The sequence below is a fragment of the Micromonospora endolithica genome, assembly GCF_003626595.1.
In the GTDB taxonomy this organism is placed as follows: domain Bacteria; phylum Actinomycetota; class Actinomycetes; order Mycobacteriales; family Micromonosporaceae; genus Micromonospora; species Micromonospora endolithica.
In genome coordinates this window covers 283419-307120 of sequence record NZ_RBAK01000002.1, presented here as the reverse complement: position 1 = coordinate 307120, position 23702 = coordinate 283419, and the positions used below count along the sequence as shown (strand labels likewise).

The 23702-nt window shown below is 73.2% G+C and carries 17 protein-coding genes; 12 read left to right on the top strand and 5 right to left on the bottom strand.

Features of this window, described 5'->3' with window-relative positions; translation table 11 throughout:
• Positions 1-30 precede the first annotated feature (30 nt).
• From dxr to D7223_RS07265, 5 genes are all read left to right on the top strand, one after another.
• The gene (gene dxr / locus D7223_RS07285; protein WP_120726346.1) at positions 31-1242 is read left to right on the top strand and encodes a 1-deoxy-D-xylulose-5-phosphate reductoisomerase; all 1212 of its coding nucleotides are present in this window, start codon (positions 31-33) and stop codon (positions 1240-1242) included.
• Positions 1242-2492 (top strand): M50 family metallopeptidase, encoded by a 1251-nt coding sequence (locus D7223_RS07280; protein ID WP_120726344.1) that lies wholly within the window; start codon positions 1242-1244, stop codon positions 2490-2492. Before dxr ends, D7223_RS07280 begins: the two co-directional genes overlap by 1 nt.
• A 9-nt stretch (positions 2493-2501) precedes the next feature.
• Positions 2502-3674: a flavodoxin-dependent (E)-4-hydroxy-3-methylbut-2-enyl-diphosphate synthase gene (gene ispG, locus D7223_RS07275; protein WP_120726342.1), complete on the top strand. Its 1173-nt coding sequence runs from the start codon at positions 2502-2504 to the stop codon at positions 3672-3674.
• Positions 3675-3837: 163 nt separating this feature from the next.
• The gene (locus D7223_RS07270; protein ID WP_120726340.1) at positions 3838-4677 is read left to right on the top strand and encodes a GNAT family N-acetyltransferase; all 840 of its coding nucleotides are present in this window, start codon (positions 3838-3840) and stop codon (positions 4675-4677) included.
• A gap of 98 nt (positions 4678-4775) precedes the next feature.
• Positions 4776-8321: an ATP-binding cassette domain-containing protein gene (locus D7223_RS07265; protein WP_120726338.1), complete on the top strand. Its 3546-nt coding sequence runs from the start codon at positions 4776-4778 to the stop codon at positions 8319-8321.
• A gap of 78 nt (positions 8322-8399) precedes the next feature.
• On the opposite strand, the gene D7223_RS07260 is transcribed toward D7223_RS07265, so the two are convergent.
• From D7223_RS07260 to D7223_RS07245, 4 genes are all read right to left on the bottom strand, one after another.
• The gene (locus tag D7223_RS07260) at positions 8400-9467 is read right to left on the bottom strand and encodes an NADH:flavin oxidoreductase/NADH oxidase (RefSeq protein WP_120726336.1); all 1068 of its coding nucleotides are present in this window, start codon (positions 9465-9467) and stop codon (positions 8400-8402) included.
• A gap of 64 nt (positions 9468-9531) precedes the next feature.
• Positions 9532-10833: a dicarboxylate/amino acid:cation symporter gene (locus D7223_RS07255; protein WP_238161750.1), complete on the bottom strand. Its 1302-nt coding sequence runs from the start codon at positions 10831-10833 to the stop codon at positions 9532-9534.
• A gap of 212 nt (positions 10834-11045) precedes the next feature.
• Positions 11046-11753 (bottom strand): DUF998 domain-containing protein, encoded by a 708-nt coding sequence (locus D7223_RS07250; RefSeq protein WP_120726331.1) that lies wholly within the window; start codon positions 11751-11753, stop codon positions 11046-11048.
• Complete coding sequence (locus D7223_RS07245; protein ID WP_120726329.1) at positions 11746-12711, bottom strand: glutathione S-transferase family protein; 966 nt, start codon at positions 12709-12711, stop codon at positions 11746-11748. Before D7223_RS07245 ends, D7223_RS07250 begins: the two co-directional genes overlap by 8 nt.
• A gap of 105 nt (positions 12712-12816) precedes the next feature.
• Between D7223_RS07245 and pcaF the strand changes: the two genes are divergently transcribed.
• From pcaF to D7223_RS07220, 5 genes are all read left to right on the top strand, one after another.
• Positions 12817-14022: a 3-oxoadipyl-CoA thiolase gene (pcaF, locus tag D7223_RS07240; RefSeq protein ID WP_120726327.1), complete on the top strand. Its 1206-nt coding sequence runs from the start codon at positions 12817-12819 to the stop codon at positions 14020-14022.
• A gap of 163 nt (positions 14023-14185) precedes the next feature.
• Entirely contained in the window at positions 14186-15004 is an 819-nt protein-coding gene (locus D7223_RS07235; RefSeq protein ID WP_120726325.1) for an SAM-dependent methyltransferase, read from the top strand.
• 4 nt (positions 15005-15008) lie between these two features.
• Positions 15009-17177 carry a putative bifunctional diguanylate cyclase/phosphodiesterase gene (locus D7223_RS07230; protein ID WP_120726323.1) on the top strand — a complete coding sequence of 723 codons (2169 nt, stop codon included), beginning with the start codon at positions 15009-15011 and terminating at the stop codon, positions 17175-17177.
• Positions 17174-17674 carry a DUF456 domain-containing protein gene (locus D7223_RS07225; RefSeq protein ID WP_120726321.1) on the top strand — a complete coding sequence of 167 codons (501 nt, stop codon included), beginning with the start codon at positions 17174-17176 and terminating at the stop codon, positions 17672-17674. Before D7223_RS07230 ends, D7223_RS07225 begins: the two co-directional genes overlap by 4 nt.
• A 286-nt stretch (positions 17675-17960) precedes the next feature.
• Positions 17961-19550, top strand: a complete 1590-nt coding sequence (locus D7223_RS07220; protein ID WP_120726319.1) for an amino acid permease — start codon at positions 17961-17963, stop codon at positions 19548-19550.
• A gap of 48 nt (positions 19551-19598) precedes the next feature.
• Here D7223_RS07220 and D7223_RS07215 read toward each other — a convergent pair whose 3' ends face one another.
• Positions 19599-20804 (bottom strand): PQQ-dependent sugar dehydrogenase, encoded by a 1206-nt coding sequence (locus tag D7223_RS07215; protein ID WP_120726317.1) that lies wholly within the window; start codon positions 20802-20804, stop codon positions 19599-19601.
• A 77-nt stretch (positions 20805-20881) separates the two neighbouring features.
• On the opposite strand from D7223_RS07215, the gene D7223_RS07210 reads away from it, so the two are divergent.
• The gene (locus tag D7223_RS07210; protein ID WP_120726314.1) at positions 20882-22246 is read left to right on the top strand and encodes a glutamine synthetase family protein; all 1365 of its coding nucleotides are present in this window, start codon (positions 20882-20884) and stop codon (positions 22244-22246) included.
• Between the two features lie 108 nt (positions 22247-22354).
• A complete protein-coding gene (locus D7223_RS07205; protein WP_425325876.1) occupies positions 22355-23701 on the top strand; it encodes an aldehyde dehydrogenase family protein in 1347 nt (448 codons plus the stop codon).
• The last annotated feature ends 1 nt before the right edge of the window (position 23702 follow it).

Here is a 23702-nt window from a genome sequence, read left to right as displayed (position 1 = left end):
CGTTCGGCGATGCTGGGGAAGAATGGCCCCGTGACTTCTCCCCGGGACCTCGTCCTGCTCGGTTCCACCGGCTCGATCGGCACCCAGGCCATCGACATCGTGCGGCGCAACCCGGACCGGTTCCGGGTGGTCGCGCTCGGCGCGGGCGGCGGCAACGTCGAGCTGCTCGCGGCGCAGGCCCTCGAACTGGGCGTCGACGCGGTCGGAGTGGCCAAGGCGTCCGCCGCCCAGGACCTTCAGCTCGCGTTCTACGCGGAGGCGAGCCGGCGCGGCTGGGCCACCGGCGACTTCAAGCTTCCCAAGATCGTGGCCGGCCCGGACGCGATGACCGAGCTGGCGCAGTGGCCCGGTGACGTCGTCCTCAACGGGGTGGTCGGGTCGCTCGGGCTCGCGCCGACGCTGGCCGCGCTGCGCGCCGGTCGTACGCTCGCGCTGGCCAACAAGGAGTCGCTGGTCGCCGGCGGCCCGCTGGTCAAGGCCGCCGTCACGCGGCCGGGGCAGATCGTCCCGGTCGACTCGGAGCACTCGGCGCTCGCCCAGTGCCTGCGCTCCGGCTCCCGGGGCGAGGTGCGGAGGCTGGTCGTCACCGCCAGCGGCGGCCCCTTCCGGGGCAAGCGGCGCGACGAGTTGACCCGGGTCACACCGGAGCAGGCGCTGGCGCACCCGACCTGGAACATGGGCCCGGTCGTCACGATCAACTCGGCGACCATGGTCAACAAGGCGCTGGAGGTGATCGAGGCGCACGAGCTGTTCGACGTGCCGTACTCCGACATCACCGTGATGGTGCACCCGCAGTCGGTGATCCACTCGATGGTCGAGTTCGTCGACGGATCCACCATCGCCCAGGCCAGCCTGCCGGACATGCGGCTGCCCATCGCGCTCGGCATCGGCTGGCCGGACCGGGTCGCCGGGGCCGCCACGGCGGTGGACTGGACGACGGCGCACACCTGGGAGTTCGCGCCGCTGGACGACGTGGCGTTCCCGGCCGTGGCGCTGGCCAAGGCGGCCGGCGAGGCGGGCCGGTGCCGGCCGGCGATCTACAACGCGGCCAACGAGGAGTGCGTGGCGGCCTTCGTCGCCGGGCGACTGCCCTTCCTGGGCATCGTCGACACCCTCCAGCGCGTGCTGGAGGACGCTCCCGACTTCGCCGAACCAGGTACCGTCGAGGACGTGCTCGCGGCGGAGTCGTGGGCGCGCGCGCACGCGCAGGAGATCATCGCGGGTTCGGTGGAAGGAGCTTGATGTCGTACCTGCTCGGGGTGGTCCTCTTCGCCCTCGCGATCCTCATCTCGGTGAGCCTGCACGAGGCCGGGCACATGGTCACCGCCAAGGCCTTCGGCATGAAGGTCACCCGCTACTTCGTCGGCTTCGGGCCGACCCTCTGGTCGTTCCGGCGCGGCGAGACGGAGTACGGGCTCAAGGGCATCCCGCTCGGCGGCTTCTGCAAGATCGTCGGGATGACCCCGCAGGACGACGACGTCGACCCGGCCGACGAACCCCGGGCGATGTGGCGGTTCCCGGTGTGGAAGCGGACGATCGTGATGTCCGCCGGCTCGGTGACCCACTTCGTGCTCGCCATCGGGGCCCTGTGGATCATCGCGATCACCGCCGGCCTGCCCAACCCGAACTTCCCCAGCACCGAGGCGGCGATCCGCCAGGAGCCGGCGGTCATCCAGCTCTCCGAGTGCGTGGTCCCGGAGAACACGCTGCGCCCGTGCACCGACGCCGACCCGGCCAGCCCGGCCGCCCAGGCGCAACTGCGCAACGGCGACCGGATCACCTCGGTCAACGGCACGCCGGTGGACAACTACGGCCAGCTGCTCACCACCTTGCGCGCGCTCAAGCCCGGCGACACCGCGCAGATCGCGTACGTCCGCGACGGCCAGCCGGCGACCACCAGCACGGTGCTCGCGCAGACCCAGCGCCCGCCGCTGGACGACCCGCAGGGCGCCGTCGCGCCGGTCGCCGCGCTCGGCGTCGGCCTGGTGCCCAGCACCCCCACCCGGATCGAGTACGGCCCGGTCGCCGCCGTCGGCGCCACCGCCGACTTCACCGGGGACATGGCGGTGAACACCTACGAGGCGATGAAGCGCATCCCGCAGAAGGTCCCGGCCCTGTGGACCGCGATCACCGGCGGCGAGCGGGACATCGACACCCCGATCAGCGTCGTGGGCGCCAGCCGGCTCGGCGGCGAGGCCGTGGAGAACGAGGCATGGCTGCTGTTCTTCATGCTCTTCGTCTCGCTGAACTTCTTCATCGGCGTGTTCAACCTGCTGCCGCTGCTGCCGCTCGACGGGGGGCACATCGCGATCATCTGGTTCGAGCGGGCCCGCTCCTGGCTCTACGCCAAGCTGCGCCGCCCCGACCCGGGGCGCGTCGACTACTTCAAGCTGATGCCCTTCACGTACGCGGTGATCCTGATCGGTGGCGCGTTCACGCTGCTGACCATCACCGCGGACGTCGTCAACCCGATCACGCTCTTCTCAAGGTGAGTGCCTGAAGTGACCGCTGTCAGTCTCGGTATCCCCTCCGTACCGCCCCCGCCGCTCGCACCGCGCCGGGCGAGCCGCCAGATCATGGTCGGCTCGGTGCCGGTCGGTGGTGGCGCGCCGGTCTCGGTGCAGTCCATGACCACGACCCTCACCTCCGACGTCAACGCGACGCTCCAGCAGATCGCCGAGCTGACCGCGTCCGGCTGCCAGATCGTCCGGGTCGCCGTCCCCAGTCAGGACGACGTCGAGGCGTTGCCGGCGATCGCCCGGAAGTCCCAGATCCCGGTCATCGCCGACATCCACTTCCAGCCGAAGTACGTCTTCGCCGCGATCGACGCCGGCTGCGCGGCGGTCCGGGTCAACCCGGGCAACATCCGGCAGTTCGACGACAAGGTCAAGGAGATCGCCAAGGCCGCCGGCGACGCGGGCGTGCCGATCCGGATCGGCGTGAACGCCGGCTCGCTGGACAAGCGGCTGCTCGCCAAGTACGGCAAGGCGACCGCCGAGGCGCTCGTCGAGTCGGCGCTGTGGGAGTGCTCGCTGTTCGAGGAGCACGGCTTCCGGGACATCAAGATCTCGGTGAAGCACAACGACCCGGTGGTGATGATCCGGGCCTACCGCCAGCTCGCCGCGCAGTGCGACTACCCGCTGCACCTCGGCGTCACCGAGGCCGGCCCCGCCTTCCAGGGCACCATCAAGTCGGCGGTCGCGTTCGGCGCGCTGCTGGCCGAGGGGATCGGCGACACCATCCGGGTCTCCCTCTCCGCCCCGCCGGTGGAGGAGATCAAGGTCGGCAACCAGATCCTGGAGTCGCTGGGCCTGCGCGAGCGGGGGCTGGAGATCGTCTCCTGCCCGTCCTGCGGCCGGGCCCAGGTCGACGTCTACAAGCTCGCCGAGGAGGTCACCGCCGGCCTGGAGGGCCTCCCGGTGCCGCTGCGCGTCGCCGTGATGGGCTGCGTCGTGAACGGTCCGGGCGAGGCTCGGGAGGCCGACCTCGGCGTCGCGTCCGGCAACGGCAAGGGCCAGATCTTCGTCAAGGGCCAGGTCGTCAAGACCGTCCCCGAGGCGCAGATCGTGGAGACGCTGATCCAGGAGGCGCTGCGGATCGCCGACGAGATGGGCGCCGACCTCCCCGACGAGCTGCGCGACATGCTCCCCGGCCCCACCGTGACGGTGCACTGACCCGCCGCACCCAGATCACGCAGCTTCCCGGAAAGAGTGGCTATCGCGCGCTGAATAGCCACTCTTTCCGTGTGCGAGGCCGCATCCGGGACAGAGCACCCGGGCCGGACCAGCTCGTCACTCGGCCCACGCGGTCCCGGGCGGATCTGGCAGGCTGGTAGGCGTGCTGACGCTGCCGGTACGGCAACTGGGGGAGTCGGAGCGCCGTGCGGTCGAGCGACTGCTCGACCTCGACCCGTACGCGGGTGCGCAGGTCGCCGAGCGGATCGCCGCGCGCGGCCTCGCCTGGTGGCGTGCCGAGGGCCGGGTCCTGGGCTACGGCTCCCGGCGCAACCTGGAGTCACTCTGCTGGCTCGGTGGCAACCTCACACCGGTGCTCGCCTCGGACGCCGCCGTCGCCGCCTTCGCCGACCTGCTCGCCGGCGAGGAGCGGCTCTGCTCGTCGATCGTGGGTCGGGCCGACGCCGTGCTCGGGCTCTGGGACCGACTCTCCTGCACGTGGGGGCCGGCTCGGGACGTACGCCCCAACCAGCCCCTGCTGGCCACGGACGCGCCGCCCGCCGTCCCGGCCGACCCGCAGGTACGTCGGGTCCGCGGGAGCGACATCGAGCGCCTCTTCCCGGCGGCCGTGGCGATGTACACCGAGGAGGTCGGGGTGTCGCCGCTGGCCGAGGACGGCGGGCGCAGCTACCGGCGGCGGGTCACCGACCTGGTCCGGGCGGGCCGGGCGTACGCCCGGTTCGTCGACGGTCAGGTCGTGTTCAAGGCGGAGCTGGCGGTGGTGACCCGGCGGACCGCCCAGGTGCAGGGCGTGTGGGTGGCCCCCGAGTGGCGTGGCCGGGGGATCGCGACCGCGGCGATGGCGGCCGTGGTGCGCGACGCGCTGCGGCGGGTCGCCCCGACGGTCAGCCTCTACGTCAACGACTTCAACCAGCCGGCCCGCCGCGTCTACGAGCGCTGCGGCTTCCGGCCGGTCGGCACCCTGGCCACCGTCCTGTTCTGAGTCGCGCCCGGGGCATCGACGGGTAAATGCGTTGAGCGGCGGGGTGGCACGCGCGACGCTGGTTGTTCCGCCACCGCCGTGCCGTTAAGGGGTCCACCGTGCGCCTGCTCCGTGACATGTGGGCCACCTCGCCACGTCGGATGACCCTGGTGGCCTGCCTGATCCTGCTCACTGCCGGCGGGCAGGCGGCCGCGGCGGCGCTGGCCGGTCCGGTGCTGGTGCACCGGTCGACGGGGTTCTTCACGCTGCTCGCCGTCGCGCTGGTCTTCGCCGTGGCCAGCGACCTGGTGGTCGGCCTGGTGATGGCGGGGGTGACCGCCGACTGGTCCGCCGACGTCCGCCGCCGGCTGTGCCGGGTCGCGTTCGGGCAGGACCTGCCGACGCTGGAGACCACCCCGGTCGGTGAACTGCTCGACCGGATCGACGGCGACGTCTACCAGGTGGCGTCCGCGGTCCGCGCCCAGGGCGCACGCATCGCGCAGTTGCTGGCGGTGGGCGTGCTGTCCACGTTCGTGGCCCTCGCCGTGTGGTGGCCGGCGGGCGTCGCGATGCTGGTGCTCTCCGTCACCCTCGTGCTCATCCTGCGCAAACCCACCGCCCGCATCGTCCCGGCCCGGATGGCCGAGGAGGAGGCCTGGTCGGACCTGGCGGCGGTGATGGAGGAGGCGATCCACGGCCAGGACGACGTCCGCACCAGCCTGGCCCGCCCGTACGTGCTACGCCTCTACGCCCGCCGTGCCTCGGCCGTGCTCACCCGCGGCCTGGTGGTGTGGCGGATGACGGCGCAGGTGACCACCGTCGCCGGCGCGGTCAACCGCTGCGGCATCGCGGCGGTCGTGCTCGGCGGCGCCTGGGCGCTGGCCGCCGGCCGGGTCGACGGCGCCCGGCTGACCGCGGTGTGGTTGCTCGCGGTGGCGTTCGGCGCGACCGTCGAGAACGTGAGCCGGATGATCCCCGAACTGCAGTACGCGCTGGGCGCCTGGGGCCGGGTGCAACTGCTCCAGGACTCCCCGCAGGAGCCCACCGGCGGCGTCGCGCCCACCGACGGCGACCTGGTGGTGCGGGACCTGACGTTCCGCTACCCGAGCACCGACGGCGGCCGGCAGCCCGCGCTGCGCGACGTCGACCTGACGTTCCGGCGCGGCCTGTCGTACGCGCTGGTGGGGCGCACCGGGTCGGGCAAGTCGACGCTGACCAAGGTGCTCACCCGGGCGGTCGAGGTGCCGCGGGGATCGGTGTTCCTCGGCGGCCGTGACCTGCTCGACCTGGACGTGGAGGAGCTGCGCCGCTGGGTGGCGGTGGTGCCCCAGCGCACCGAGATCCTGGCCGGCACGCTCGCCGAGAACGTCGCCCTGTTCGACCCGGACCTGCTCGACCGGGCCGCCCGGGCGCTCGACGAACTGGGTCTGACCGGCTGGGTGGGTGAGTTGCCCGACGGGCTGCGCACCCGGCTCGGCGAGGGCGGCCACACGCTGTCCGCCGGGCAGGAGCAGCTCGTCGCGTTCGCCCGGATCCTGGTGCGGGATCCGCACGTGGTGATCCTGGACGAGGCGACCGCCCGGCTCGACCCGGTGACCGAGACGCGCGTGCAGGCGGCCACCGAGCGGCTGCTGCGCGACCGGATCGGCATCGTGATCGCCCACCGCCTCTCCTCGGTGCGGCACTGCGACGAGGTGGTGGTGATGGCCGACGGCGCGGTGGTGGAGGCCGGGCCGCTGAGCTCCTCGGTGCGCTTCGCCGAGCTGCTGGCCACCAGCCACGCCGGCGCGCTGGCCGGGGCCGCGACCGGTGCCGGTGCGCCGGCCCGCGCCGCCGTCGGGGTGGACCTGCTGGACGACTGGTCGTCGCCCGTACCCGAGCCGCCTTCGGCGGAGCGCGAGCCGGCGCCGGTCGGGCCGGTGGCGGAGGCCGTGGCGGCGGAGACCGGGCCGGCCGGGCGCGCCGCCGACGCGGCCCCGCCGACCGCGACGCTCGCGCGGACGCTGTGGGAGATCCTCCGGCTGTTCCGCAACGACCCACGGTACGGGCTGGCCGCCCTCGTGTTCTTCCTGCTGATGGTGCTGGTCGGGCTGGACGGACCGCTGCTGCCCTGGCTGTGGGCCGACCTGGTCGACGGTGCCGGTGAGCCGTGGCTGCCGGCGTTCGGGATCGTCGCCGGGCTGCTCGTCACCCTGCCGGCGCCCTGGTACACCAACCTGTGGTTCCCGCAGTGGTGGGTGCGGCAGATGCTGCGGATCAGCCTGCGCCTGGTGCACGGGCAGACCGGTCCGCGCCGGGTGGGCCGGTACACCCCGGCCGAGGTGGTGGCTCAGGGCGGCGACACCGAACGGGTCGTGCAGCTCGCCGACAACGTGATGGACCAGGTGGCGGCGATCGTGCTCGCGGCGGCGATGACCGCGATCACCGGCAGCATCGTCCCGGCGCTGTTCTTCGGCGGCACGATGGTGGTGTCCGGTCTGGTGGCCACGTTGTTCGGGCCCCGGCTGGAGCGCGCGGCACGGGCCACCGTCACCGCCCGCGCCGCGTTCGCCACCGCGCTGGTCTCCGCGCTGTCGGCCGCCCGCACCGTCAAGCTGGCTGGCGCGACCCGCCCGGTGCTGACCCACCTCGCCGATCTCGACCGGGTGCGCAGCGATCGCCAGCGGCGGGAGATCGTGGCGCAGGTGTGGTCGCGCTCCACCCCGTCGGTGGTCAGTGGCCTGCTGCCGATCGGCGCCTGGGCGCTGCTGCTCACCGGCGGACTGTCGGCGGGCGGCACCCTGGTCGCGGTCTCCACCCTGGCGGCGGCCCGCTGGTTCTCCTGGACCACGGCGTCGCTGATCTCGCAGGTGCCGTCGGCCCGGGTGTGGACCCACCGTACGGCGGCGATGACCGGCCGGCCGGCGTACTCGGAGGACGTGCCCGAAGTGGACCTCGCGGCGGGGACCGCCCCGGCGCCGGCCGTGCCGCCCCGGCATCCGCTGCGGCGGTTGGAGCTGACCGGGTTCGGGGTCCGGCACACCGACGGCGCGGTGGCCGTCCGGGACGTCGACCTGACGGTGACCCGTGGCCAACTGGTGCTGGTCGTCGGACCGGTCGGCTCGGGCAAGTCCTCGCTGCTGCGTGCCCTGGCCGGCATCGCCCCGCATACCGGCCTGCTCACCTGGAACGGCGACCCGGTGACCGAGCCGGAGATGTTCCTGCGCCCGCAACAGGTGGGCTATGTCGGGCAGCTGCCCCGGGTGCTGTCCGGGACGGTGGCCGACAACATCACCCTCGGGCATCGGGTGGACGCGGCGGCGGCCGTGACGACCGCGCAGCTCGACCACGACCTGGCCGCCACCGGCGGCGGCCTCGGGCTGCTCATCGGGCACAAGGGCACCCGGCTCTCCGGCGGGCAGTTGCAGCGCCTGGCGTTGGCCCGAGCCCTCGCGCCGCGTACCGAGCTGCTGGTCGCCGACGACGTGTCCTCGGCACTGGACGTGACCACCGAGCTGGCGCTCTGGCAGGCGTTGCGTGAGCACGGGGTGACGGTGATCGGCTCCACCTCCAAGCGGGCGGCGCTGGTCCGCGCCGACCACGTGGTGGTGCTCCAGTCCGGCCGGGTGGCCGCCCAGGGTCCGTGGCAGGAGTTGGAGGACCGCTGGTCCCACCTCGCCGGCTGAGAGTGTAAGGAAGGGCCCCCGCTTAACGCCTCCGGTAGAGCAGGGGCCCCTTCTTAACGTGGGGTCGCGGAGCAGCCCCTACAGGGCGCGGGTGTACTGGGCGGGCCAGGAGGCGGCCGCGCCGAGCTTGGCGGCGGCGCGGTGCGGCCAGTACGGGTCGCGGAGCAGTTCGCGGCCGAGCAGCACCAGGTCGGCCTCGCCGCCGGCGACGATCGCCTCGGCCTGCTCCGGCTCCACGATCAGGCCGACAGCGCCAGTGGCCACGCCAGCCTCCCGGCGTACCCGGGCGGCCAGCGGCACCTGGTAGCCGGGGCCGACCGGGACGCTCGCGGTGGCCGACGCGCCGCCGGAGGAACAGTCCACGAGGTCCACCCCGGCGCCGGCCAGTTCGGCGGCGAGCGCCACGCTGTCCTCGACCGTCCAGCCGCCGTCGACCCAGTCGGTGGCCGAGATCCGGGCCAGCACCGGCACGTCCTCGCCGACCGCCGCGCGGACCGCGCGGGCGACCTGCAGGGTGAGCCGCATCCGGCCGGTCCGGTCGCCGCCCCAGGCGTCGTCACGGTGGTTGGTCAGCGGGGACAGGAACTCGTGCAGCAGGTAACCGTGCGCGGCGTGGATCTCCACGGCGGCGAACCCGGCGTCGACGGCCCGCGTCGCCGCCGCGCCGAACGCCTCGATCACGCCGGCGATGCCGGCCTCGTCGAGGGCGGTCGGCACCCGGTAGTCGGGTACGAACGGCGCGGTGCCGGGGCCGACCGGCGTCCAGCCGCCCTCGGCGTCGGGTACGCCGCCACGGCGCGGTGCCCACGGCCGGTACGTGGAGGCCTTGAACCCGGCGTGCGCCAGCTGCACCGCGGGCACCGCGCCGTGGGCGGCGACGAACGCGGTCACCGGCCGCCAGGCGTCGACGTGCGAATCGGACCACAGCCCGGTGTCCTGCGGGCTGATCCGCCCCTCGGGGACCACGGCGGTCGCCTCGGTCAGGACCAGCCCGGCGCCGCCGGCGGCACGGGTGCCGAGGTGCACCAGGTGCCAGTCGGTGGGCAGGCCGTCCGGACCGGCGGAGTACTGGCACATCGGGGCCAGCGCGACCCGGTTGGGCAGCGTCACGGCGCGCAGCGCCAGGGGGGTGAACAGGGAACTCATGTCGCCATCCTCTCCGCAGGGATGCGGCGGGGCCCGGGAGGGGCCCCGCCGCGGAGCACGATCCTCAGGCCGGTACCGGAACGAGTTCCTGGTCCCGGGCCGGCTGCCGGTCGGTCCCGACCGGCTCGGTGATGTCCCGCCGGCCGGCGGCCTCGTACGCGTCCCGGTCGAGGGTGCCCTCGCGGGCGGCGACCAGCGTGGGGACCAGAGCCTGCCCGGCCACGTTGGTGGCGGTGCGGATCATGTCCAGGATCGGGTCGATCGCCAGCAGCAGGCCGACACCGGCCAGCGGCAGGCCCAGCGTGCTGAGGGTCAGGGTGAGCATCACGATCGCGCCGGTCAGGCCGGCGGTGGCGGCCGAGCCGACCACCGAGACGAAGGCGATCAGCAGGTAGTCGGTGACGCCGAGCTGAACCCCGAACACCTGCGCCACGAAGATCGCCGCCAGGGCCGGGTAGATCGCCGCGCAGCCGTCCATCTTGGTGGTGGCGCCGAAGGGCACCGCGAAGGAGGCGTACTCGCGGGGGACGCCGAGGCGCTCGACGGAGCGCTGGGTCACCGGCATGGTGCCCACCGAGGAGCGGGAGACGAAGGCCAGCTCGATCGCCGGCCAGGCGCCGGCGAAGAAGCGCAGCGGGTTGAGCCGACCGGCGGTCACCAGCAGCAGCGGGTACACCACGAACAGCACGATGGCGCAGCCGACGTACACGGCGGTGGTGAACTTGGCCAGCGGGGCCACCAGGTCCCAGCCGTACGAGGCGACAGCGTGGCCGATCAGGCCGAGCGTGCCGATCGGGGCGAGCCGGATAACCCACCACAGCGCCTTCTGCACGATCTCCAGCAGGGAGCGGTTGAGCGCGACGAACGGCTCGGCGGCCGGGCCCACGAGCAGGGCGGCGGCACCGACGACCAGGGCGAGGAAGACGATCTGGAGCACGTTGCCCTCGACGAACGCGCCGACCGGGTTGGTCGGGACGATGCCGGTGAGGAAGTCGGTCCAGGAGCCGGTCCGTTCCGGGGCGGTGGCCCCGGCGGTGTCCAGGTTGACGCCGCGGCCCGGGTCGGTGAGCAGGCCGAGGCCGATGCCGATGCTCACCGCGATCAGAGCGGTGACGCCGAACCAGAGCAGCGTCTTCAGGGCCAGCCGGGCGGCGTTGGCGACGCCGCGCAGGCTGACCACGCTGACCACGATCGCGGTGAAGACCAGCGGCGGTACGGCCAGCTTGAGCAGCTGGACGAAGAGCCCGCCGACGGTGTCGAGGGTGCTGGCGAGCCAGCTCAGGTCGTTGGCGCGGGCGATGAAGCCGAGTGCCACGCCGAGGACGAGGCCGGCCAGGATCTGCACGGAGAAGGGGATCTTGCGCAGGGCGGAGGGCATGGGGAGGTGTCCAGGTCTGTCGGGGTCGGAACGGGCAGCGTCAGGAGAGCGGCTGCGCCGGACAGACGCCGCTGGCCTGCAGTCGGAGATCGACGTACAGGCGCACGGTGAGGTGCCAGACATTGGTCATCGCCGCCCGACGCTACTCCGGCACGCCGCGCTGCCGAAAGGAGTGCTATCGGTGACGCTCCTTACAGGCGTTAGGAAGGGACCCTTCCTCTACCGGAGGCGTTAACAAGGGGCCCTTCCTTACCCCCGCCCAGGGCGACGGTGGTGGCGGTGGCGACGCCCCAGAGCACGCAGGTCAGCAGCAGGAGGCGTTCCAGCCCGGCGATCAGACCGCCCCGCCCGACCAGGACCAGCACCAGGGCGGTGACGCCGGACAGCGGCAGCGCCACCCCGGCACCCACCGCGGCGACCCTGCGCAGCGCGGTCGGCGCGCCGGGGAGCAGGACCAGCGCCACCATCGCGAGCACGATCGCGGCCACCGCGGCGATGCTCGCCCCGCCGTGCACCAGATCCGCCGTGGTGGCCTGCTCGTAGGGCGGCAGCGGGCACCCTTCGCTGCACGCCACCGCACCGGAGACCAGCGCGAAGACGCTGCCGGCGGCGAGCAGCGTCGCCGCCACCCGCGCCGCCGGGGGCAGCGCCGCGGCCAGCAGCAGCACCCCGGCGGCCAGGGCGAAGACCCCGAGGCGGTACGCGGCGGCGTACGGGCTGTCGGTGACGCCCGCCTCGCTGACGTACCCGGTCAGCCCCGGACCCGGACCGGCGACCACCGCGACGGCCACCGCCACCGCGCCGGCGAGGGTGCTGCCGGCGGCGGCCGACGCGACGGCCGCCCGGGGCGCGGTCGGGCCACCCCGTGGCGTGGTGGCGGTGGGGGCGCCCCCGCGCCGGTCAGCCACGCCCGTGCGGGGTGGTCCAGCCGGACAGGTCCGGGCCGAGCGGCACCACGCCGGACGGGTTGATCTGCCGGTGGGTGCCGTAGTAGTGCCGCTTGATGTGGTCGAAGTCGACCGTCTCGCCGAAGCCCGGGGTCTGGAACAGGTCCCGCGCGTACGCCCACATCACCGGCATCTCGGTCAGCTTGTTCCGGTTGCACTTGAAGTGCCCGTGGTACGCCACGTCGAAGCGGACCAGGGTGGTGAACAGCCGCACGTCGGCCTCGGTGATCGCGTCTCCCATCAGGTAGCGCCGGCCGGACAGCCGCTCGGAGAGCGCGTCCAGCCGGGCGAACAACGCCTGGTACGCCTCGTCGTACGCCACCTGGGAGGTGGCGAAGCCGCACCGGTAGACGCCGTTGTTGACGTCCCGGTGGATCTCGGCCATCAGCGCGTCCAACTCCGGGCGCAGCTCGACCGGGTAGAGGTCCGGCGCGTCCGGGGCGTGCAGCCGCCGCCACTCGGTGGAGAGGTCCAGGGTGAGCTGCGGATAGTCGTTGGTGACCACCCGCCCGGTCACCGTGTCGACCAGCGCCGGCACGGTGACCCGGCCGGTGTAGTCACCGTCGGTGGCCAGGTACGCCTCGGAGAGGAAGCCGATGCCGAGCACCGGGTCGAAGCCGTCCGGGTCGAGGGCGAACCGCCAGCCCCGCTCGTCCCGGATCGGGTCGACGGTGCCCAGCGAGATCGCGTCCTCCAGCCCGAGCAGGGTCCGGACGATCCGGGCCCGGTGCGCCCAGGGGCAGGCGCGGCACCAGATCAGCCGGTAGCGGCCCGCCTCCAGTGGCCACCGGCCCTCGTCGTCGGGGCCGCCGCCCTCCGGGGACGTGGAGTGCGGGGTGACCCGGCCGGTGAACCGGTTGGGTTGGCGCACGAACGCGCCGCCGCCGCTGGTCTCTGCGCTGAACTCGGGCCGGGCCATGTGGTCAACCTATCCGCCGGGGGCACGGATATCCTGGCGGCCGGGCGTCCCCCGCGACCCGGTGGCCGCTCCCACCCCGCCCTTCCCACCCCGAAGGATCTCGCGATGACCGTGGCGTACCTGGTGGCCGGTGTCCGCACCCCGATCGGCCGGTACGGCGGCGCCCTGGCCGGCGTACGCCCCGACGACCTGGCCGCGCACGTGATCCGCGAGCTGGTGGCGCGGCACCCGTCGGTGGACTGGACCCGGGTGGACGACGTGGTGCTGGGCTGCGCCAACCAGGCCGGCGAGGACAACCGCAACGTCGCCCGGATGGCGGCCCTGCTCGGTGGCCTCCCGCAGGAGGTGCCGGGCAGCACGGTGAACCGGCTCTGCGGCTCCGGCCTGGACGCCCTGGCCGGCGCGGCCCGGTCGATCGTGGCCGGCGAGGCGGACCTGGTGGTGGCCGGCGGGGTGGAGAGCATGAGCCGGGCCCCGTTCGTGGTGCCCAAGGCGACCAGCGCGTTCTCCCGCGCCGCCGAGATGTACGACACCACCATCGGGTGGCGGCTGGTCAACCCGTTGATGGAGCAGGGCTGGGGCGTCGACTCGATGCCGGAGACCGCGGAGAACGTCGCCGCCGAGTTCGGCGTCGGCCGGGCCGAGCAGGACGAGTTCGCCTACCGCTCGCAGCAACGCGCGGCGAAGGCCCAGGCCGGCGGGCGGTTCGCCGAGGAGATCGTGCCGGTGACCGTGCCGGCCGGACGGCGGCAGACGGCGCTGGTCGAGGTCGACGAGCATCCCCGGGAGACCTCGCCGGAGAAGCTCGCCGCGCTGCCCACCCCGTTCCGGGCCGGCGGCACGGTCACCGCCGGCAATTCCTCCGGCGTCAACGACGGCGCGGTCGCGCTCCTGGTCGCCTCCGCGGCGGCGGTCGCGCGGTACGACCTGACCCCGCTGGCCCGCATCGGTGGCGCGGCGGCGGCCGGCGTGCCGCCCCGGATCATGGGGATGGGGCCGGTGCCGGCCACCCGGAAGCTGCTCGACCGGCGTGGCCTGGCGATCGGCGACGTCGACGTGGTCGAGCTGAACGAGGCGTTCGCCGCGCAGGCCGTCGCGGTGCTGCGTGAGCTGGGCCTGCCGGAGGACGCGGAGCACGTCAACCCCAACGGCGGCGCCATCGCGCTGGGCCACCCGCTCGGTGCCAGCGGCGCCCGGCTGGCGCTGACCGCCGCGCTGGAACTGCGCCGACGGGGCGGCCGGCGGGCCCTGGCCACCATGTGCGTCGGCGTCGGCCAGGGCATCTCACTGTTGCTGGAGAGCCCCTCCTGACACCCGGGCCGGCGCGCGTCGCGGCACCGGGTGACCGTCCGGTTCCGCTGCGTCGTCGGGTTCCACCGCCGGTGGAAAAGGGACGGATGGGCACCTCCCGCAGCGCTGCGGGGCGGGCCTAGAGTGGTCAGCACCACACCGCGGCGAGACTTGGGGTAACGCAGTGCAGATGCCGGACGGACTTCCCGCCGAGATCGATCTTTCCCGGCCCAGCGCGGCCCGGGTGTACGACTACTTCCTCGGCGGCGCGCACAACTTCGAGATCGACCGGCAGCTCGCCGAGCAGATCGCCGGCATGACCCCGAACCTGGCGGCCACCATGCGGGCCGGGCGGGACTTCCTCCGTCGCGCCGTACGGGTGCTGCTGGAGAACGGCATCGACCAGTTCCTCGACATCGGCTCGGGCATCCCCACCGTGGGCAACGTGCACGAGGTCGCCCAGGGCGCCAACCCCAAGGCGCGGGTCGTCTACGTCGACATCGATCCGGTCGCGGTGGCGCACAGCCGGGAGCTGCTGGCCGGCAACGAGCTGACCGGGGTGATCCACGGCGACCTGCGGGAGCCGGAGCGCATCCTGGCCGAGGCCCGCGAGCTGGGCCTGCTCGACTTCAATCGCCCGCTGGGCATCCTGCTCGCCGGCGTGGTGCACTTCGTCGGCGACACCGACCGGCCCGGCGAGATCCTGCGCACCCTCCGGTCCGCCGCCGCGCCCGGCAGCTACCTGGTCATCTCGCACTCCACCTTCGAGGACCAGCCGCAGGAGATGCTGGACGCGCAGCGGCTCTCCGCGCGTACCGACACCGAGATCACCCTGCGGTCCCGGGCCGAGGTCACCGGCTTCTTCGGCGACTGGACGATCCTGGAACCCGGTGTGGTGCACATGCCGCTCTGGCGTCCGGACGCACCGTCCGACGTGGACGCGAACCCGGAACGGTTCGGCGCGTTCGGCGGCGTCGCCCGGTACGACGAGCACCCCGGCTGATCCCGTGGCCGCCCTCGGAGATCCCGGTGGGCACGACGCCAGCTGGGCGGGCGTCCAGGAATTCGCGGCCGAATGGGCCCGTGCCGTACGCCGCCTCGGTTTCGTGCCGCTCAGCGCGGCCGAGACCGAGCGGCTGCTGTACCTGCACACCGTCCGGCTGGCCGAGGCGCTGCTCGCCGTGCCCTTCTCGGCCCGCCCGGCCGAGGAGGTCGGCCGCGCCCTGATCGAGGCGCACCTGACCGATCCCGCCGTGCTGGACTGGTCGGTGGCGGCGCTCGGCGACGGTCTGCTCACCCGGATGCTGCCCGACGCCGCGCACGTCGCGGATTCGGCGGAGCGGGTGGCCGCGTTGCAGGGTGGGCTCGCCGCCGGCTTCGCCCGCGCCCTGCGCGACCGCACGTTCGCGCAGCAGGAGCGGATCGCGCGGTCGGCCTGGCAGGCGCGCGACGAGGTGGAGCAGGCGCTGCGCGACAGCGAGGCGCGGTTCCGGGCGGTCTTCACCGGCGCGGCCATCGGCATCGGCATCGCCGGCATCGACGGGCGGATCATCGACGTCAACCAGGCGTTCGCCGACATGCTCGGCTACAGCACCGACGAGCTTCGCCAGATCAACGTCGCCGCGTTGTTCCACCCGGACGACGCGGCCGGGATGTGGGAGCTGTACCAGGAACTGATCGAGGGCAAGCACGACACCGCCCGGGTGGAGAAGCGCTACTACCGCAAGGACGGCACTGTCGTCTGGACCGACCTGGCCGTGTCGCTGGTCCGCCACGACGACGGCCGGCCCCGCTTCACCGTCGCGATGATCGAGGACATCACCCAGCGGTACGAGTTGCAGCAGCGGTTGCGCTTCCAGGCGCTGCACGACCCGCTCACCGGGCTGCCGAACCGTACGCTGTTCTTCGAGACGCTGGGCACGGTCCTGGACACCGCCCGGCCGGGTCGACGGGTCGGGGTGTGCTTCCTGGACCTGGACGGGTTCAAGGCGGTCAACGACAGTCTCGGCCACGACCTCGGCGATCGGCTGCTGGTCGTGATCGCGCGGCGGCTCGCCGAGTGCGTGGCCGCCAGCGGTCACCTGGTGGCCCGGATGGGCGGCGACGAGTTCGTCATCCTGGTCGACGGCGGCCTGGGCATCGACGACGTGGCGGCGGTCGCGGAGGCGGCCCTCGCCGCGGTCTCCGCCCCGGTCGCCGTGGGCGACAAGCAACTCGCCGTGTCGGCCAGCGTCGGCGTCGTCGAGTGCCCGGCCGACCAGACCAGCGCCTCGGAGCTGATGAAGGCCGCCGACACCACGCTCTACTGGGCGAAGGCGGAGGGCCGCGGTCGGTGGGCGGTCTACGACCCGGAGCGCAGTGCCCGCGACATCGCCCGTTCGGAGCTGGTCGCCGGACTGCCGGCCGCCCTGGAGCGGGGCGAGTTCGTGCTGCACTACCAGCCGATCGTGTCCCTGCTGGGCGGCACGATGCTGGCCGTCGAGGCGTTGGTCCGCTGGCAGCACCCCGAGCTGGGACTGATCGGCCCGGACCGGTTCATCGGGCTGGCCGAGGAGACCGGGCTGATCGTCCGGCTCGGCGAGTGGGTGCTGCGCCGGGCCTGCCACGACGCCGAGGCGTGGCGCCGGCAGTTCCCCCAGGCCCGGCTGGTGGTCAGCGTCAACCTGGCCGCCCGGCAGGCCGACGACCCGGCCATCGTGGACGTGGTCGCCGACGCGCTGGAGTGCAGTGGTCTCCCCGCCGACCTGCTGCAACTGGAGTTGACCGAGAGCGCCGTGATGGGCACCGCCGGGGAGCCGCTGCGGTCGCTGCACCGGCTGGCCGCGCTGGGCGTACGCCTGGCGATCGACGACTTCGGCACCGGGTACTCGAACCTGGCCTACCTGCGCCGGCTGCCGATCCACTGCCTGAAACTGGCCGGGCCGTTCGTGGAGGGGATCCGCGGCGACTCCTCCGAGCTGTCCGCCGACCACCGCGACGAGCGGATCGTGGACGCGCTGGTCCGCCTGGCGCACGCGTTGGAACTGTGGGTCACCGCCGAGGCGGTGGAGACCGGGGCGCAGGCCGAACGGCTGCGCTCACTGCGCTGCGACACCGGACAGGGGCGCTTCTTCGGCGCGCCGGCCCCGGCCGACGAGATCACCGCCCGGCTGCGGGCAGCGGAGGAGCCCGGATGAGCCTGACCGACTCGCAGGCGGTGGTGTCGATGGTGGCCGCCGTCGCCATCCTCGCCGGACTGGCCGGCGTGGTGGTGCCGGGCCTGCCGGCGCTGCCGCTCTGCTGGGGTGGGGTGCTGGTCTGGGCGGTCTTCGGCTCCGCCGGTCCGGCCCGGTGGGCGGTGCTGGCCGCCGCCACCGTGGTCGCCGCCGGTGGCACCGTGGTCAAGTACGCCTGGCCGGGGCGCAACCTCAAACGAACCGGGGTGCCCACCTCGTCGCTGCTCGCCGGAGGGCTGCTCGGCCTGGTCGGCTTCTTCGTGATCCCGGTGGTGGGGTTGGTGATCGGCTTCGTCGGCGGCCTGTGGGCGGCGGAGCGGCTGCGGCTGGGCAGCAACCAGCTCGCCTGGCCGGCCACGAAGCAGGCGCTCGCCGCGGCCGGCCTGGCCATGCTGATCGAGTTCTCCGCCGGTGTCGTCATCGCCGGGGTGTGGGTGCTGGGCCTGCTCTTCGCCTGATGCCGCTCTTCCCGCTCGCTTGCGGAGGCACGGCGGCGCGGGGCACCCGTCGGGTGCGGGTGAGAGAGAGGTGCGCGCCCCGCGCCGCCGTGGTGCCGGGCGTTGCCGAGCGCCCGGCGGCCGGCCCGATCGAAGCGGGCCTGGTCACGAGGTCAAGGATGCGGCGTGGCGGGTATGGCCGGCAACGCAATTAGCGCGAATCCCCGGCCAACGCATTGACCACCTTGATCGGCGGGACGACACTTTGCGGACCCGGAACCGGGGAATCGCCGCCAGGAGGTGTGCAGTGGCCACCACGCCCGCGTCGACCGCCGAGCAACCCATGGACGACGACGCCCGCCGGCTCGCCGAACTGGGCTACCAGCAGGAGCTTCACCGGAAGTGGAGTGGCTTCTCCAACTTCGCGATCTCCTTCTCGATCATCTCCATCCTGGCCGGGTGCTTCACGACGTTCGGGCAGGCCTGGAACAACGGTGGACCGGTCGCCGTGTCCTGGGGCTGGCCGCTGATCGCACTGTTCATCCTGATCATCGGCTTCTGCCTGTCCGAGCTGGTGTCCGCGTACCCGACCGCGGGCGGGATCTACTGGTGGGCGGCGCGGATGGGCCGGCCGGTGCACGGCTGGTTCACCGGCTGGCTCAACCTGATCGGGCTGATCGCGGTCACCGCGTCGGTCGACTACGGTTGCGCGACGTTTCTCAACCTCACCCTGTCCGCGCTGTTCGAGGGGTGGGAGGGCACGCTGCGGCAGGCGTTCGGCCTCTTCGTGATCATCCTGGTGCTGCACGGGCTGATCAACATCTTCGGGCACCGGATCATCGACGTACTCCAGAACGTCTCGGTCTGGTGGCACGTGGCCGGCGCGGCCGTCGTGGTGGGCATCCTGGTGTTCGTCCCGGACGACCACCAGAGCTTCGGGTTCGTCTTCACCGAGCGGTTCAACAACTCCGGCTTCGCCGACGGCGACACCGGCGGCCTGACGTTCTGGTTCTACGTGCTTCCGCTGGGCTTCCTGCTCACCCAGTACACGATCACCGGCTTCGACGCCTGCGCGCACGTCTCCGAGGAGACACGGGGCGCCTCGCAGGCCGCCGCGCGGGGACTGTGGCGGTCGATCTTCTATTCCGCGATCGGCGGTTGGATCCTGCTGCTGGCCTTCCTCTTCGCCGCCACCGACGTCGAGGCGGTCAACGCCGCCGGCGGCTTCTCCGGGGCGATCTTCGAGTCGGCGCTGACGCCGTTCTTCTTCAAGACGGTCATCATCATCTCCACCATCGGGCAGTTCTTCTGCGGGATGAGCTGCGTCACCTCGATGTCCCGGATGGCGTACGCCTTCAGCCGGGACCGGGCGGTCCCCGGCTGGCGGCTGTGGTCGCGGGTGGACCGCAACGGCACGCCGGTCAACGCCATCATCGGCGCCACCGTCGCCGGACTGGTGCTCACCCTGCCGGCGTTGTTCCCCAATTCGGCCGGCATCCCGGTCGCCTTCTACGCGGTGGTGTCGGTGGCGGTGATCGGCCTGTACCTGTCGTTCGTCATCCCCATCGCGCTGCGCCTGCGGATGGGCGACCGGTTCGAGCCGGGGCCGTGGACGCTCGGCCGGAAGTACAAGGTGCTCGGCTGGATCGCGGTGGTCGAGATCGCGGTGATCTCGGTGTACTTCGTCCTGCCGATCGTCCCGGCCGGGGTGCCCGGCAACCCGGACTTCACCTGGTCGGCGGTGAACTACGCCCCGCTCGCGGTGGGCGGCGTGCTGCTCGGCGTCGGGTCCTGGTGGTGGCTGTCGGCCCGGAAGTGGTTCGCCGGCCCGGTGCGTACCGTCGATCTGCCGAGCCCGCGCCCCGCGCCCGCCGCACCCGCCGACGAGCCGGCCTGACCGGTCCCGGCCGCCGGCCCCGCCGCACGGGGCGGGACCGCGGCGGGGTCAGCGGAGCGGCAGGACCGGAGGCTGCGGCGTCCGTCCGCCGGGCGGGAATCGCAGGATGCGGTCGTCGTCCGGACCGGGCGTCACCCGGCCGTCGGTGTTGCTGGTGGCCACCCAGAGGGAGCCGTCGGGGGCCAGCTCGACCGTCCGGAGCCGGCCGTAAGTCTGGACCAGTTCGGCCACGGGTACGCCCACCTGTCCCGCGTCGTCGACCGGCACCGTCCACAGCCGTTGTCCCCGCAGCGCGGCGACGTAGAGCGTGCCGGCGGCGAAGGCGGCACCGCTCGGGGACGCCTCGGCGGGTGTCCAGACCAGGACCGGGTTCCGGAACCGGGGGTCGGTGCTGAAGCCCTCGACGACCGGCCAGCCGTAGTTGCCGCCCGGCACGATCCGGTTCACCTCGTCCCACCGGCCCGCGCCCAGCTCGCTGGCGAAGAGGCGACCGGCGTGGTCCCAGGCGAGACCCTGCACGTTGCGGTGGCCCCAGCTGTAGACCGCCGAGCCGGGGAACGGGTTGTCGGGCGGAACCGCGCCGTCCGGACGGATCCGCAGGATCTTGCCGTTGCGGCTGTTCAGGTCCTGGGCCAGCCCCGGCATCAAAGCGTCGCCGGTGCCGACGTAGAGCATGCCGTCGGGCCCGAAGGCGATCCGGCCGCCGTCGTGGGCCGTGGCCCGGTTCAGCCCGCTGAGGATCACCTGGGTGGACGACGGCCGGCCCAACCGGAACCGGATCACCCGTACGTCCGAGGCGGTGGTGAAACAGACGTACACCAGCCGGTCCCGCCGGAAGGTGGGGGAGACCGCCAGGCCGAGCAGGCCCGCCTCCCCGCCGGCGACCACCCCGGGGATCCGGGCGACCTGGCGCGGCGGCCGGCCCGGCCGGATCCGCAGTACGGTGCCGAGGTCCCGCTGGGCGACCAGCGCGCTGCCGTCGGGCAGGAAGTCCAGGCCCCACGGCACCGCCAGCCCGGTGGCCACCACCTGTGGCCGGTCGAAGTCGTACCCGCCCGGCTCCGGCCAGCTCATCGGCCCGCCGGAGCGGGCCGGGGCGAACGGTCGTACCGCGGCCGGCGCCGCCGGTGCGGGCGGCGGCTGGTGCGCGGCCCGGACCGGCGTCGGCGGCGGCGCCTCGGTCGCCTGGGCGTGGACGGCGCCCAGCGCGACGGCGAGCGTGGTGGCGACGGCGAAGACGACGTGTCGACGCATCAGGAACTCCTCGGTCGGCGGCGGAGCATTGACGGTGATCGCGGGAGCGAGTAGACCTTGGTGATGGAGACCCGCTGATGAGCAGAACGCCGTTGACGTTGGAACAGTTGCGGGTCGCGGTCGCTGAGGGCGAGATCGACACCGTGGTGCTCGCCCTGGTCGACATGCAGGGGCGGCTACAGGGCAAACGCTTCCACGCCCCCTTCTTCCTGGACCAGGTGGTCGCGAACGGCAGCGAGGGCTGCAACTACCTGCTCGCCGTCGACGTGGACATGAACACCGTCGACGGTTACGCGATGTCCAGCTGGGAGCGCGGTTACGGCGACTTCGCGATGGTGCCGGACCTGGCCACGCTGCGTCGGGTGCCGTGGCAGCCGGGTACCGCGCTGCTCCTGGCCGACCTGGAGTGGCTGGACGGCTCCGGCCCGGTGGTGGCCTCGCCCCGGCAGATCCTCCGCCGCCAGCTGGACCGGCTGGCCGCGCACGGCCTGACCGCGTACGCCGGCACCGAACTGGAGTTCGTGCTGTTCCGCGACTCGTACGAGGAGGCGTGGCGTAACGGGTACCGGGACCTGACCCCGGCCAACCAGTACAACGTGGACTACTCGCTGCTGGGCACCGCCCGGGTCGAGCCGTTGCTGCGCCGCATCCGCACCGAGATGGCCGGCGCGGGGCTCACCCCGGAGAGCGCCAAGGGGGAGTGCAACCTCGGCCAGCACGAGATCGCCTTCCGGTACGACGCGGCGGTGACCTGCGCCGACCACCACGTGATCTACAAGAACGGGGCGAAGGAGATCGCCGCGCAGGAGGGCGTGTCGCTCACCTTCATGGCCAAGCCGAACGCGCGGGAGGGCAACTCCTGCCACATCCACTTCTCGCTGCGGGACGCCGCGGGCGCCTCGGCGATGCTCGGTGACGGGCCGGCGCACCTGAGCGTCACCGGGCAGCGGGTGCTGGCCGGACTGCTCGCCACGATGCGGGAGTTCAGCCTGCTGTTCGCCCCGAACATCAACTCCTACAAGCGCTACCAGCCCGGCTCCTTCGCGCCGACCGCGCTGCGCTGGGGCACCGACAACCGCACCTGCGCGCTGCGGCTGGTCGGGCACGGACAGGGCATGCGGGTGGAGAACCGGGTGCCCGGCGCCGACGTCAACCCCTACCTTGCGATCGCCGGCCTGGTGGCGGGGGCGGTGCACGGCATCGAGCGGGAGTTGGAGCTGGGCGACGAGTGCACCGGCAACGCGTACGACGACGCGACCGCCGAGCGGGTCCCCGGCACGCTGCGCGACGCGCTGGCCCTGTGGGAAGCCTCCGGCGTGGCCGAGGAGGCGTTCGGCCCCGAGGTGGTGGCCCACTACGCCAACCAGGCCCGGGTGGAGCTGGCCGCCTTCGACGCGGCGGTGACCGACTGGGAACTGAAACGTGGCTTCGAACGCCTGTGAACGCGCCGACTCCTCCGCGATCTTGCGCTTTCTGTCGCGGCGAATGCCGCGTACCGTCATAAATGGACGACCGGAAGTGCAAGATCGCGGGGGTGTGGCGTGACGGACGTGGTGAACCCGGCCACCGGGGAGGTTCTTCGTGCTGTCGCGGGGGCCTCGCTGGCGGCCACGGACGCGGCGATCGCCCGTGCCGCCCGGGCCTACGACACGTGGCGGGCCGTCGCGCCGGGGGACCGGGCGCGGTTGCTGCGCCGGTTCGCGTCCCTCGTCGACGACCACGTCGAGGAGTTGGCCACGCTGGAGGTGCGCAACTCCGGACACACGATCGGCAACGCGCGCTGGGAGGCGGGCAACGTCCGCGACGTGCTCGACTACTACGCGGGCGCGCCGGAGCGGCTGACCGGCCGGCAGATCCCGGTGCCGGGCGGCCTGGACGTGACCTTCCACGAGCCGCTCGGCGTGGTCGGGGTGATCGTCCCGTGGAACTTCCCGATGCCGATCGCCGCCTGGGGATTCGCCCCGGCCCTGGCGGCCGGGAACACCGTCGTGCTCAAACCCGCCGAGCTGACCCCGCTGACCGCGCTGCGGCTGGCCGAGCTGGCCCGGCAGGCCGGTGTGCCGGAGGGTGTGTTCACCGTGCTGCCCGGCCCGGGGAGCGTCGTCGGCGAGCGATTCGTCACCCACCCCGCCGTGCGCAAGGTGTGCTTCACCGGCTCCACCGAGGTCGGCACCCGGATCATGGCCGGCTGCGCCGCGCAGGTGAAACGGGTGACGCTGGAGTTGGGCGGCAAGAGCGCCAACCTGGTCTTCGCCGACGCCGACCTGGAGAAGGCGGCGGCCACCGCACCGTACGCGGTCTTCGACAACGCCGGCCAGGACTGCTGCGCCCGGTCCCGGATCCTGGTCCAGCGACCGGTCTACGACCGCTTCCTGGAGCTGCTCGAACCCGCGGTACGCGCCCTGCGGGTGGAGGACCCGGCGGCCGAGACCGCGGAGATGGGCCCGCTCATCTCCGCCGGCCAGCGCGACCGGGTCGCCGCTTACGTCGACGGCGCGCGGGTCGCCTTCACCGGGTCCCGCCCGGACGGCCCCGGCTTCTGGTACGCCCCGACCGTGCTGCTCGCCGGGTCCCCGGCCGACCGGCACTGGCGCGAGGAGATCTTCGGCCCGGTCGTGTCGGTGCTGCCCTTCGACGACGAGGCCGACGCCGTGCGGCTGGCCAACGACACCGAGTACGGGCTGTCCGGCTCGATCTGGACCCGGGACGTGGGTCGCGCGCTGCGGGTGGCCCGGGCGGTCGAGGCCGGCAACCTCAGCGTCAACTCGCACTCATCGGTGCGGTACTGGACGCCGTTCGGCGGGATGAAGCGCTCCGGGCTCGGCCGCGAACTGGGGCCGGACGCGCTGCACGCCTTCACCGACGTCAAGAACGTCTTCATCGCCACGGAGGAGTGAG